12 protein-coding genes are annotated in these 12,820 nt (G+C 52.4%); 1 reads left to right on the top strand and 11 read right to left on the bottom strand.

The window, feature by feature from the left end:
* Positions 1–55: 55 nt before the first annotated feature.
* The 6 genes from KQJ23_RS13845 to KQJ23_RS13820 form a co-directional block, all read right to left on the bottom strand.
* Positions 56–1,450: a PTS transporter subunit EIIC gene (locus KQJ23_RS13845; RefSeq protein ID WP_216479465.1), complete on the bottom strand. Its 1,395-nt coding sequence runs from the start codon at positions 1,448–1,450 to the stop codon at positions 56–58.
* A gap of 425 nt (positions 1,451–1,875) precedes the next feature.
* Entirely contained in the window at positions 1,876–2,163 is a 288-nt protein-coding gene (locus tag KQJ23_RS13840; RefSeq protein ID WP_216479464.1) for a stage VI sporulation protein F, read from the bottom strand.
* 82 nt (positions 2,164–2,245) lie between these two features.
* Positions 2,246–4,291 (bottom strand): ATP-dependent DNA helicase RecG, encoded by a 2,046-nt coding sequence (recG, locus tag KQJ23_RS13835; RefSeq protein ID WP_216479463.1) that lies wholly within the window; start codon positions 4,289–4,291, stop codon positions 2,246–2,248.
* A gap of 14 nt (positions 4,292–4,305) precedes the next feature.
* Complete coding sequence (locus KQJ23_RS13830) at positions 4,306–5,178, bottom strand: DegV family protein (RefSeq protein ID WP_216479462.1); 873 nt, start codon at positions 5,176–5,178, stop codon at positions 4,306–4,308.
* 28 nt (positions 5,179–5,206) lie between these two features.
* Positions 5,207–6,970 (bottom strand): DAK2 domain-containing protein, encoded by a 1,764-nt coding sequence (locus KQJ23_RS13825; protein ID WP_216479461.1) that lies wholly within the window; start codon positions 6,968–6,970, stop codon positions 5,207–5,209.
* Positions 6,971–6,984: 14 nt separating this feature from the next.
* Positions 6,985–7,344 carry an Asp23/Gls24 family envelope stress response protein gene (locus KQJ23_RS13820; RefSeq protein WP_216479460.1) on the bottom strand — a complete coding sequence of 120 codons (360 nt, stop codon included), beginning with the start codon at positions 7,342–7,344 and terminating at the stop codon, positions 6,985–6,987.
* 307 nt (positions 7,345–7,651) lie between these two features.
* On the opposite strand from KQJ23_RS13820, the gene rpmB reads away from it, so the two are divergent.
* Positions 7,652–7,840, top strand: coding sequence for a 50S ribosomal protein L28 (rpmB, locus tag KQJ23_RS13815; protein ID WP_044479170.1), 189 nt, complete (start codon positions 7,652–7,654; stop codon positions 7,838–7,840).
* Between the two features lie 95 nt (positions 7,841–7,935).
* Here the strand turns inward: rpmB and spoVM are convergent, their stop codons facing one another.
* From spoVM to KQJ23_RS13790, 5 genes are all read right to left on the bottom strand, one after another.
* A complete protein-coding gene (gene spoVM, locus KQJ23_RS13810; protein ID WP_044479171.1) occupies positions 7,936–8,016 on the bottom strand; it encodes a stage V sporulation protein SpoVM in 81 nt (26 codons plus the stop codon).
* Positions 8,017–8,194: 178 nt separating this feature from the next.
* Positions 8,195–8,860 carry a ribulose-phosphate 3-epimerase gene (gene rpe, locus KQJ23_RS13805; RefSeq protein WP_216479459.1) on the bottom strand — a complete coding sequence of 222 codons (666 nt, stop codon included), beginning with the start codon at positions 8,858–8,860 and terminating at the stop codon, positions 8,195–8,197.
* A gap of 3 nt (positions 8,861–8,863) precedes the next feature.
* Positions 8,864–9,772, bottom strand: a complete 909-nt coding sequence (gene rsgA / locus KQJ23_RS13800) for a ribosome small subunit-dependent GTPase A (protein WP_216479541.1) — start codon at positions 9,770–9,772, stop codon at positions 8,864–8,866.
* A gap of 208 nt (positions 9,773–9,980) precedes the next feature.
* Positions 9,981–12,044: a Stk1 family PASTA domain-containing Ser/Thr kinase gene (gene pknB, locus KQJ23_RS13795; RefSeq protein ID WP_216479458.1), complete on the bottom strand. Its 2,064-nt coding sequence runs from the start codon at positions 12,042–12,044 to the stop codon at positions 9,981–9,983.
* Positions 12,041–12,814, bottom strand: coding sequence for a Stp1/IreP family PP2C-type Ser/Thr phosphatase (locus tag KQJ23_RS13790; RefSeq protein WP_216479457.1), 774 nt, complete (start codon positions 12,812–12,814; stop codon positions 12,041–12,043). The genes pknB and KQJ23_RS13790 overlap by 4 nt, the downstream gene beginning before the upstream one ends.
* Positions 12,815–12,820 lie beyond the last annotated feature (6 nt).

Genomic DNA, 12,820 nt, shown 5'->3' with positions numbered 1-12,820 from the left:
TTTCGGTTGCTCTATGGCTTCTGCTTAGCTAAAAGCGCGGTGAACAAATGGGAGCCTACGACTTCTGCTTTTTGAATTGAATGTTCTGCTTGCTTAATAGAATCGTAGCAAAGAATGAGACGGCCAAGGTCGCACCCACCGCGATGAAATAAGTCGTTGCCGTTGGCGAAGACAGGAAGGCCGGCAGGCCGAACAGTCCTGTGAACGCAAAGTTCGTAATATAGGACTTAGTCACACCGCAGATGATACCGCCGACTAAACCTCCCAGTGTAAGCGAGATGAAATATTTCTTGTTCTTCATGACAACCCCGTACAATCCCGGTTCAGTCACACCCGACAAGAAGTTGACGAAGGCGGAGGAACTGGCAATCGTCTTTTCCTCCTTGCTCTTGGAGATGACCATCACGGCGAGACACACTCCAAGCAGCGCGTAGTTCCCCATCCCGCCTGAACCCAGGCTGTATTCCATGCCGTGTTCAGCCAGATAGGACAGTTGCAGAGGCAGCACAACCCAGTGAATGCCCAGCATGATGACGTAAATGAACAGAGCGCCAAATATGGCGTTAAAAATAATAACGTTGGAGTTCAGGAAGAACTCGTACCCATCAGCCACCAGATTCGCCAGCAATCCGCCGACAGGGCCAAATACCATCAAGGTCAAGGGAACCATAATCAGCATAGACAAGAGCGGTACGAAGATGAATTGCAGCATCTTGGGCAGAAATCTTCTTAGCAGCTTATCCAGATGGGAATAGGCCCAGATAGCCAAAATAATCGGGATAACCGTACTGGAAAAGTTCATCGCCGTAAACTGAATACCCAGGAAGTCGATCACATTCCCCGTCGTCGTGATGCCCGTAATGTTCGGTTCCATCAATGCTGCGCCAATCGCTGCCCCGATGTAAGGGTTAGCCCCGAACTTCTGAGCCGCTGTGAAGGCAAGCAAGATCGGGAAGAAATAGATGAGGGCATTACCCGCACCAGCCAAAATTAAATAGGTATTGCTGGTAGCCGGAAGGATACCTGACTGGGCCAGAATATCGATGAGCCCTTTGATAATTCCCGATGTCGCCAGGATAGGAATATATGGCGTAAAGATGGCGGAAATCGTCGCCAACAGCTTATCGAACCAGGACTTCTTACTGCCCTTGGTATCTGCACCCGAGCTGGCCGAGTTGACCGAGGCTCCTTCCACCGCCGTGCCATTCTCCAATTGCTGCATGATTTCAGCGTGCATCTCATTGACTGTAGGACCGATGATGACCATGGTTTGCCCTTGGGCATCCATCACCCCCAGCACCTTCGGCAGTGTTTTAAGTGCCTCGCGATCGGCCTTGGAACTATCATGCAGTTCAAAGCGCAATCTTGTCGCGCAATGAACCAGGCTCGAAATATTTTGGCTCCCTCCCACAAATTTAATGATGCTTGTTGCCGTCTCTTTGTTACTCATTTGCGTCACCCCAGTAACTTTATCATGTACTAAAATCCGTTTACTGAAACGTTACAGTAAAAGTCCAAAAAAATATTCTGAACAAACTGAAACGTTTCAGTAATGCTCAAAAAAATAAATCCCTGCAGGTATGTGCCTAGTATAAGTGACAAAATTCGACTTGTCAATAAACCGTTTTCAAAAAAATAATGGTTTAGCAACACCGTTTAGTACGGCTACTGAAAGCTCAGGCGCATACCAAGCCGTTCGCGGGACATCCTCATCCTCAAAGGTCAGTGCGGCATCAGAAGCTGCTGAGTGGTTTTTTGTTGAGCACGCTTCGCGTACTCAACTGGCTTAGGCCGTAAAAAAATCAGCCGGAGGACTTCCGGCTGACGGCTCTCCCGTCCCGCACCTCATCATCGCCTAGCCTGCTCCGTTATATCCTAACGGAACATACTCCACAGACGAATAAGATGAAGCGTGCTCTGGGGATCGATCTTTTGATACAACACGAACTGGACAATCTGCTCTTCCTGAACGCTGGTCAGCTTCTCTCCCATCAGTGCGGCAGACTGCTTCACCAGCCGTCTTACCTTCACTCTGTCTTGAAGATCGGCCTTGGTCAAACCTTCGACAAGCTTCTTCACCCGCTCCTTGGTCGTCGGATTCTTCATTTTGAGCTTAATCCGTTCAACAAGCTGGGGACTGATTCCGAATTGCTGATAACTCAAAGGCAGCGACACCTCCCGTTCAATGGGCCTTCTCTCTAGTGTATGAAGGGAGGGCTGTACAATGTGACAACAACCGTCTGACTTAGTCGATGATCTCGCCCTGCAAAATCTGCTCCCGCTGCAAATAGCTCCGCAGCGGTCCATACTCCGGCGTCGTCCAGAAGACTCGCTCGCCGACCAGCCGGGCAGCGTCGTCCCGCGCCGCCTCCAGCACCGCGAAATCGCTGACCATGTCCGCGATTCGGAACTCCGGCACCCCGCTCTGCTTGGTGCCGAAGAAATCCCCGGGACCGCGCAGCTCCAGGTCCCGCCTTGCCACCTCGAAGCCGTCGTCCGTATCGGTCATGACCTTCATCCGCTCCTGACCGACCTCCGACTTCGGATCCGCGATGAGCACGCAATACGAGGCGTGCTCGCCCCGGCCGACCCGGCCCCGCAGCTGGTGCAGCTGCGAAAGACCGAACCGGTCGGCATCCATTACAATCATCAACGTCGCGTTCGGCACATCGACCCCGACTTCCACCACCGTGGTCGAGACGAGCAGTTGTACCTCGCCATCGTAAAATGCCCGCATGACCTCGTCCTTCTCCGCCGAGGTCATCCTTCCGTGCAGCAGGCCGATCTTATAATCAGGAAATGCCTGCTGCATCGCCACATACAGGTCAATCGCATTCTGCACGTCCAGCTTGTCCGACTCTTCAATCAGCGGACAGATCAGATAGGCTTGCCGCCCCTGCGAAATCTCGCCGGAGATAAAGCCGAGCACCCGATCCATCATCGAATGCTTGACCCAATATGTCGTAATCGGCTTCCGCCCCTTAGGCCGCTCCGACAAGGTCGATACATCCATATCCCCGAAGGCCGTAATCGCCAGCGTGCGCGGGATCGGCGTCGCTGTCATCGTCAGCACATCCGGGCTAAAGCCCTTGCGGCGCAGAATGCTGCGCTGATTCACGCCAAAGCGGTGCTGCTCATCCGTTACCACCAGGCTAAGCGAGCGGAAGAACACATCCTCCTGGATAAGCGCATGGGTTCCGACGACAATATCAATCAGTCCCATCTGAAGCGAAGCCAGCAGGTCCTTGCGCTTGCGCCCGGTTACACTTCCCGTCAACAGGCCGACCTGAATACCGAATGGCTCGAACATCCGAGTCAGCGAACGGACATGCTGCTCTGCCAGAATTTCAGTCGGCACCATGAAGGCTCCTTGATGTCCGGACTTGACCGCCGCGAACAAGGCGATAGCTGCAATAACCGTCTTGCCTGAGCCGACATCGCCTTGCAACAGCCGGTTCATACAGTAAGGAGAGCGCATATCCTTGAGGATTTCCAGCTCCACCCGCTTCTGGGCATCGGTCAGCTCAAAGGGAAGGCTGCGCACAAATTCCCGAATCTCCGAGTTGGTCGCTCCATGGCTTACGCCGTCCTGCCGCTCGTGATTCATGGCACGGTAAGCCTGCAGCTTAAGCTGAAACAGGAACAGCTCTTCATACACCATCCGGCGCCGGGCCCGCCCGCCCTCCTCGCTGTCCGTAGGTTGATGGATGCACTGAATGGCCCGGCGGCGCGGCATCAGATCATATTTCTTCAGCAGCTCGCCCGGCAAATTCTCCGGAATCATCTCCCCATACTGGCGGAGTGCCTGTCCGATCGTCTTGCGGATCCAGGCCTGCGTAATCTTTCCGCCAACCGAATACACCGGCTGCAGGCTTCCGCTCCTCACCGTTCCTTTATCCGGGAACTCCGATTCGGACACCGTAAGCTGACTGCGGCGCAGATCCCATTTCCCGGTTAATATAATATCCCGTCCCGCCGTAAGCTCTTCCCGTAAAAAGTGACGGTTAAACCAGGTCGCCGTAAACATCCAATCCTCCGCCACCATCTTGCAGGTCAATCTCGACTTTTTGCCGTACCGCTGCAGAACCGGAACCCCGATAATTTTAGCCTGAACCGTTATTTTATTGCCATCCTTCGCCTCGGTCAGCGAGCGGAGACGATAATCCTCATACCGGTACGGATAATATTCAATTAGATCATTTACCGTAAAGACGCCAAAGGCGTGAAGCTCTCCTTCCTTAAGAGCGCTCACGCCGCTGACCTGCCTTACCGGAATCTCTTGCAATTCCATAAGACTCTCCTATCTTATTCTGCTGGCCAGATAAACGTAGCCACCGTTCCCGGCCCGACATGAGTGCCGACAACTGCGCCGATGCTGGTCCGCACGACCTCATGGATCGTGAAGTGCTCGCCCATCAGTCTGAGGATTTCCTCAGCGCCCTCCGGATTCACACAATCGCAGACTGCAATATTAATGTCCTTCTGGTCCTTGTAATCGTTCTTGAACAACTCAATTACCCGGGATACAGCTTTCTTATGTCCCCGCACCTTATCCACCGCATAGATGACTCCTTCATCATCGACGGACAGAATCGGCTTGATATTGAGCAATGTTCCCAAAATGGCAGCAGCTTTACCGATCCGGCCGCCCTTTTGCAGATATTCCAGCACATCAACCAGAAAATAAAGCTGGCGTGCCTTGCCGACACGATCTACTTCAGCCTTGATCTCCTCAACAGAAGCCCCCGCCTTAGCCATTCTTGCAGCAAGAACGACCTGCAGGCCAAAGCCGTAAGTCGCACACAAAGAATCGATAACCGTAATATCGGCGTTCTCTTCATGCTCTTCCTCAATCATACTCTTGGCAAGCAGCGCGGACTGGAATGTCCCGCTCATGCCGGAAGAGATATGAATCGATACAATCGGTGAGCCAGGGTACTGCTGCATCAAATTCCGGTACACTTCAACGTACTGGGATGGAGAGGTTTGTGAAGTTGTTGGCAGGTCCCGCGATTTTGACAGCCTGTCATAAAATTCTTCTACAGTGATGTCAATTCCTTCTACAAAGGTCTCATCTCCAAAGGCAAGGCGCATAGGCACGATATGAATCCCATACTCCTCGACCATCGCCTTTGGCACGTCTGCGGTACTGTCTGCAACGATAATAACCTGCTTCAAAGATATCCCCACCCTTTCATGGCTCAGCTCAGGATTCAACCGAGAACAAATAATAGTAGATCGGCTGGCCGCCGCTGTGAATCTCCACTTCGGCGTCAGGATACGTGCTCTCAATCCAGGCTTGAAGCTGTTCCGTAATGGCCTCATCCGCCTCTTCGCCGACAAGCATGGTCACAATTTCATCCCCGCTCACAATCATCTTGGCAAGCAGCGCTTGGCTAGTCTCAAGCAGCCCTGCTTCCGTACTGACAATCTTGGAGTCGGCGATGCCGATATAGTGCCCTGCTGTAATCTCAAGCTCGTCAAAAACAGTATCACGGACCGCATAAGTCACTTGCCCTGTCTTCACATGGGCAACCGCGTTCATCATGTTCTCCGTGTTGTTCTCTACGCTGTCATCTTCCTGGAAGGCGAAAGCGGCCGCAATTCCTTGAGGAATGCTCTTGCTTGTGATCACGGTTACGCTGCGCTCTCCTTCAAGCAAATCGCGCGCTTGCTGGGCTGCCAGAACAATATTCGAGTTGTTCGGAAGCACAAATACATGCTGGGCAGAAATCGAGTGGATCGCCTTCACGAAATCCTCCGTGCTCGGATTCATCGTCTGTCCTCCGGACAGAACCACGTCTACGCCCAGACTTGTGAAAATATCGGTAATGCCCTGGCCCGAAGCCACAGCAATAAATCCGTAAGGAGCGAGCTCGTCAGCAGGCAGCTTGGCCGGGTCGGCCGAACGTACCGGCTCCGCAGGAATATCGGCGAACAGCTCCGGCATCGGAGCCGCATCCATTCCTGCTGTAAGCAAATCTCGATGCTGCTCACGCATATTCAGGATATGAATCTGCGTAATTTCTCCGTAGAGCAAAGCAAGATTGAGCACTTCGCCAGGAGCTTTAGAATGAACATGTACCTTAATGATTTCATCGTCCGCAATCACAATGATGGAATCTCCATTTTGTGACAGCGCTTTCCGGAATTGATCCTCGTCGAACAGGGATCCGGGATCGGCGCCTAATTTACGATTGATAAAAAATTCCATGTCATACAAAAATTCGATGTCTTCTGTTTCCAGCTTGGCCTGCGCGGAGGAAGCGTGCACATGATCCGCTGCCAATTTAACCGGCCTGGCCGGTGCAGATTGCACGGCTTGTCCCTGTACGACTGGATCAGGCTGTACCTGTCCTGTAAGCTGCGCCAGGAATCCTTCATAAATATAGACAAGACCTTGACCGCCAGAATCAACTACCCCTACCTGCTTCAATACGGGCAGCAGCTCAGGCGTGTTGGCGAGCGCTTCCTTCGCCTTGGCGAGCACCTCTGTCATAAGCTCGGTGACGTCCGTTGTCCGTCTGGCATAAAACACGGCATGCTTTGCCGCTTCTTTGGCAACCGTAAGGATTGTGCCCTCTACCGGTTTGACCACGGCTTTGTAAGCGGTATCTACCCCGCTCTGCAGAGCCGCCGCGAATTGAACCGTATTCAGCTCTTCATAGGAAGCTGCGTACCGTCCGAAGCCACGGAACAATTGCGAGAGGATCACGCCGGAGTTGCCGCGGGCGCCCATCAGCAATCCCTTGGACAGAACTCCTGCACGGCTACCAAGGCCGCCTGTTCCGTTACTTTTCAATTCATTTACACCGGCTGTCATCGTCAGGTTCATATTCGTCCCCGTATCCCCGTCGGGAACCGGAAAGACATTAAGTGAATTGACATGCTCGGCGTACTGTGAGAGACGCTGCGCCCCGGCAAGTACCATGGCGGTAAAATCTGTTCCATTTAAAGAACGCTTACTCAAGAGAATTCCCCTTCCTAGCTTGATACACGTACGCCTTGTACTACGATGCCGACCTCAGCTACATCGAGTCCAACGATTTCATTCAATACGTACTTTACTTTTTGCTGTATGTTGTGTGCGACCTCGGAAATTTTTGTCCCATAACTGACTATAATATAAAGATGAATTGCCAATCGGTTATTCTCAAGGCTCACTTCCACACCCCTGGTCAGATTCTCACGACCAATCAACTCGGCGATGCCGTCCTTAAATTGCTTTCGGCTTGCCATTCCTACCAGTCCATAACACTCCATGGCGGCCGATCCGGCGATAACCGCTATCGTTTCATCCGAGATATCGATGTGTCCATATTCGGTATCCAATTGTATAGCCACGCCTGCACTCACTCCTCCCTTGAAATTATTATGGACTAAACAATATTGTACTATAAGAATACAGAGAAATAAATAAAAGATACAGTCGGACTATGAAATAAAGTTCCTTGATCTGTTGACGCCGCTTTTTTCACTGTGATATTATATAAAAGTATTGTTTTATGCGGTTTCTTATGGCTTCATCCCGCTCAGGGCAAGAATCATCAGGAATCGACCGGCACTTTCAGGCCGGCTTGAACAATAACCGTGAGTACGCTTTAGAGCCGTTATTTTCAAGAATGGTGTATTGGAACAGGAGGTGTAAGGAATGTCTCGCAAATGTTATGTAACTGGCAAGAAACCAAGCAGCGGTAACCATGTATCCCATGCTAACAACCGCAATCGTCGCAGCTGGGGCGTAAACGTGCAAAAAGTTCGCATCCTGGTTGACGGTAAGCCTAAGCGCGTATACGTTAGTACCCGGGCTTTGAAATCCGGTAAAGTGACCCGCGTGTAAGGGTTCGAATAAGCATATAGACAAAAAGCACCTTTTCTGATTAGAGGTGCTTTTTTCGTGTTCTATGAAGGCCTGCCGCAGAAGTATAGCGAGTATTAATTTTTGTGGAATGTGTTCAATACGGCCTTAACGAAGCCTCCAAGAAATTTAGGCAGCTTGAATGTGTAAAATCTCATCGTTCACCCTCCCCATCATTCTCATGCCCTTACCTTATTGTATGATTCGACCCTTCATCCAGTGTATTCTCACCGCAAAAAAAAGGCTACATGAGAACCCTGCTCATGTAACCCATTGTATGCACCGCTTCTTTGGCCTATGCCATGGATTCAGCTGAATGTATTTGAATCGGGACTACTACGCCCGGCCAAGACTGGCTCTGATCTCCTCCATCGCTGCACGGCGGTCACTGCGGCCGAATACCGCATTGCCTGCTACGAGCACATCCGCACCGGCCTCTACGACCAGCGGAGCGGTAGGAGCGGCAATTCCCCCATCAACCTCGATCCGGTAGTTATACCCATGCTGCACTCTCAGTTCATCCAGCTCGCGGATTTTCCGCAGGGTTGCCGGAATAAAGGCTTGTCCCCCGAATCCTGGATTCACCGTCATGACAAGCACCAGATCTACATTTTCCAGCACCTCGCGGATCGCGGATACAGGCGTTGCCGGGTTAATGGCTACTCCCGCCTTTGCACCCTGTTCCTTGATCAAATGCAAGACCCGGTGCAAATGCACGCAAGCCTCGGCATGGACCGTAATCACGTGTGCGCCTGCCGCTACAAACGCCGGAATATATTGCTCCGGCCGTTCGATCATCAGGTGAACATCCAGCGGCAGCCGGGTCAATGGCGCGATAGCTCCCATCACCAGCGGCCCGAAGGTCAGGTTCGGCACGAAATGTCCGTCCATGACGTCCACATGCAGCCAGTCCGCACCACTGGACTCCACATCGGCCACTTCTTGTCCCAGCTTCGAAAAATCGGCAGATAAAATAGAAGGTGCAATAAACACTTGCGACATCAGCTAGTACCTCCTCTTCTTGTCTTTCATCTCTTGCTGAAATTGCACGTAATGCTCATAACGGCTTGAAGCCACCTCACCGCTCTCCAGCGCTTCTCTGACCCGGCAGCCCGGTTCGTGCAAATGGCTGCAGCCCCGGAATTTGCATTCGTCCGCAAGCTCCCGGAACTCCCGGAAGCATGAGGAGAGCTCCTCTACCCCAAGCTCCAGAAAGTCCAGTTGGCTGAATCCCGGCGTATCGGCCACATATCCCCCGTTATCCAATTCAATCAGCTCCACATGACGGGTGGTGTGCCTTCCCCGGCCCAGCTTCAGGCTAATCTCGCTGGTTTCGAGCGATAAGCCCGGCAGCATGGCATTCAGCAGCGTGGATTTGCCTACTCCGGACTGCCCGGAGAATACACTGATCTCACCGGCCAATCGGGATCGGACCTCATCGGTGCCGAGCCCGCTTACCGAGCTGGTAATGATCACTTCGTAGCCAATCTCTTCATAGAGCTTCTTCACCTGTTCGGTTGTATCGGCTTCCTCCGTCTCATCCGCTTCCTCAAGCAAGTCCTCTTTGGTCAAGCAGATGAGCGCTCTCAGCCCGGCGTGTTCAATATGTACCAGGAACTTGTCCAGCAGCGACAAGTTCAAATCCGGCTCCTTCAAAGAGAAGAGCAGCACTGCAAGCCGGGCATTGGCAATGGGAGGACGGACCAGCTCCGTCGTGCGCGGCAGAATTTCATCTACTGTGCCTTCCCCATTCTCCGTAGGCATATAGATAACCTGGTCGCCAACGAGCGGAGTCAGTCCCCTCTTCTTGAAAATGCCCCGCCCCCGGCATTGAATGACTTCCCCGGGAGCGGAACCTTCCGGCTTAACATAGTAATATCCGCTTAGTGCTTTTACAATCAAGCCCTCAGGCATAATCGGCCTCGCTTTCACTCAATTTTAGAGGTTGTTCAAAAAGTCATCTTTTGATCACGAAGTATCCCAAGGAGTTGATTCGACATCGAATCTTGCATTCACTCTAGAAGTCCGGTACTCATGTAGGTTCTGCCTACACTCCGTTCCTCCCTCTTCGGGTTCTTGCAACCTTCTCGGTGCTAAAAACCTGACTTTTTGAACACGCACTTTAAGGGTTCACAACCATTCCCGTATCCGGAATCTCTTCCTCTCCGTCCCCCATCGTATCGTCCGCCTGTTCTCCAGGAAGCGGCAGGGTCGGTACGGTTCCTTGCTTCGCATCGATATAAGATATCGGATACGTCTCCAGGAACGATCCGTCACGATGAACGGATACGGCAGCATCCTTGTTCGGAGCCAGAACCAAATTAACGGTCAAATACTGCGGCTTGCCTACCGTCTGGGTGCCCCATTCCTGGTTTTCTCCGCGTGCATCCGTGTATACGATACGGATTTTACTCATTTGGCCTTCTGCGGCTGGCGCTACCGGCACTTCAAAGGTATATTCCACCGCTTCGGGAGGATAACCGGTGCTCACGAACAATGTAACCCCTTCATAGTCGGCAGGCACATCATCATTTGGCTCATACGGCCATTGCTCTACAATCTTTCCGGCATCCATCTCAAAGCTAGGCTTCTCCTTGATGCCATCCTTCGCAATCGGTATGCCAAGCTCCTTCAGAAGAGCCTCAGCTTCCTTAAGCGTCTTACCCACCAGGTCAGGCATTTTCGTGCTCTCTTTCCCCTTGCTGACGGTAAGCTCTACCTCTACGGTCGTCAGATCGTAGTCCTCGCCAACCTCAGGGAATTGTATAAATACCTTTCCTGCCTCTGCGGTATCGGAGAAGTCCTCCTTCTTTTTAATCCGGGATTCGTCAATCCCCTTGAGGGCGAGCATCTCCACTGCATCATCGTAAGTCAGTCCGAGAACAGACTCCATTTGCTCCAGGGGCTTGGCCGTGCTCACCTTCAGGTCGATCAATGAGCCCTTTTTCACCTTGATGCCCTCCGGCTTGCTCTGCTCGAATACGATACCTTCCTCGACACCCTCTTTATACACTCTGTCAATCGTGCCGATCTCAATGCCGGCCTCCGACAGCTTCAACGTAGCTTCCTGTTCACTGAGGTTGACCACGTTAGGTACCGGCACCTCGGGTACGGTCACCATTTTATTGACATAGAACGCCACGCCGAGCATGGCGAGGAGCACAACGACTGTCAAGCTGATCCACAGCGCAGCCTTGCCTTTGCTCGAGGATTTCTTGAGAGATCTGTACTCATCCGCCGACTGGGAATCCCTCGACAGCTTGGAGGCTCCGCCCATAGCCTTGCTAGTAGGCTTGATAGCGGGAATAATCCGGGTGCTGTCGGCATCCTCTTCATCGGAGAAGAGCAGCTTGGATTCCGTCCGGCGCTCCGGCAAGAGACTGGTCTCCAGGTCACGAAGCATTTCCTTGGCGGATTGGTACCGCTCGGCCGGATTTTTTCGCATGGATTTCAAAATGATATTCTCCACGCTCTGCGGGATCATCGGATTGATGAGCCTCGGATCCTCGAACTGCTCCTGCAGGTGCTTCAAGGCTACACTAATCGGGCTTTCCCCAAGAAAAGGCAGCTGTCCGGTCAGCATTTGATAGAGCACAATGCCAAGCGAATACAGGTCGGACTTTTCACCGGTAGCTACGCCCTTGGCATGCTCCGGGGAGAAATAATGGACTGATCCGACCACAGAGCCTGTCTGTGTAATCGTGGCAGAGGTCACCGCTCTGGCAATGCCGAAGTCGGTCACCTTCACCCGGCCATTGCGGCCGATCAGAATATTATGCGGCTTAATGTCGCGGTGAATAATCTGGTTATGATGGGCATGATCCAGCGCATCGGCAATTTGGGAAGCAATCCGTACGGACTCTTCTACCTGCAGCGGCGCACGTTCTTTTATAATTTCATTAAGATTCTGGCCTTCTACATATTCCATCACGATGTAGTGGACATCTTCCTCCTGGCCTACATCGTAGACACTGACAATGTTCGGATGAGACAATGATGCAGCTGACTGCGCTTCGCGGCGGAAGCGGCGGATGAACTCTTCGTCATTCACAAATTGCTGACGCAATACTTTTATAGCAACGTAGCGGTTCAGCAGAATGTCCTGTGCCCTATAGACCAGTGCCATTCCGCCTCCGCCGATGCGTTCGATAATTTGGTAGCGACCGCCCAACTCGTGTCCGATCATGAATTCCACTCCTCTCCGCTTGACAATTCCTCGGCACATTGCTCCAGAAGCGCAACGGTAATGTTGTCATCTCCCCCGGCATCCAAAGCAAACTGCAATAGTCTGCCTGCCCGCTCATCCAGGCTGAGATCGTCAGCCTGCAGCGTAAGAATCATCTGGTCAAGCGTTACATAATTGCTGAGCCCGTCACTGCAGAGCAGCAGCATTTCCCCTTGCTCCAGGGAAACAAAATGCAGATCGGCCTCCACCTTGGGATCTGTTCCGACCGCCCGGGTCACCACATTGCGGTGCGGATGGACGCTGGCCTGCTCCTCGCTGATCTGCTTCGTCTTGAGCAGCTCATTGACCAACGAATGATCCTCGGTCAGCTGTACCATTTTGCCGCTGCGGTACTTGTATACCCGGCTGTCCCCGATATGTCCGATGATGCCGTCCTTCTCGTTCAGCAGCACCGCCACAACCGTCGTTCCCATGTTATGATACTCGTCGCTCTCCGATGCCTTCTGATACACCACATCATTCGCATGCAGAATGGCTTGCTTCAACTGTTCGGCCAGCTCCTCGACCTCCAGCCCTGGAGGGAGCGGCTGCAATTGATTCACAATGGTCTCCACCGTCAGCTTGCTGGCCAGATCGCCAGCCTGATGTCCTCCCATTCCATCTGCAACGATGGCCAGAGTGTAACCCTGCTCCAGAGAGGATACCCAGGAACTGTCCTCGTTGACCGAACGGACATGTCCCACATCGCTTACATACACAGTTCTAATCACACTTGA

The organism is Paenibacillus brevis (assembly GCF_018919145.1).
In the GTDB taxonomy this organism is placed as follows: Bacteria; Bacillota; Bacilli; order Paenibacillales; family Paenibacillaceae; genus Fontibacillus; species Fontibacillus brevis.
Note: the sequence above shows the minus strand (reverse complement) of the source record. Positions and strands in the feature narration are given on the sequence as shown.

Excerpts from the sequence above, each read along its gene's own strand:
- pknB (WP_216479458.1), bottom strand. The coding sequence starts at position 12,044 with ATGATCGGACACGAGTTGGGCGGTCGCTACCAAATTATCGAACGCATC.
- KQJ23_RS13845 (WP_216479465.1), bottom strand. The coding sequence starts at position 1,450 with ATGAGTAACAAAGAGACGGCAACAAGCATCATTAAATTTGTGGGAGGG.
- spoVM (WP_044479171.1), bottom strand. The coding sequence starts at position 8,016 with ATGAGATTTTACACATTCAAGCTGCCTAAATTTCTTGGAGGCTTCGTT.
- rpe (WP_216479459.1), bottom strand. The coding sequence starts at position 8,860 with ATGTCGCAAGTGTTTATTGCACCTTCTATTTTATCTGCCGATTTTTCG.
- recG (WP_216479463.1), bottom strand. The coding sequence starts at position 4,291 with ATGGAATTGCAAGAGATTCCGGTAAGGCAGGTCAGCGGCGTGAGCGCT.
- rsgA (WP_216479541.1), bottom strand. The coding sequence starts at position 9,772 with ATGCCTGAGGGCTTGATTGTAAAAGCACTAAGCGGATATTACTATGTT.
- rpmB (WP_044479170.1), top strand. The coding sequence starts at position 7,652 with ATGTCTCGCAAATGTTATGTAACTGGCAAGAAACCAAGCAGCGGTAAC.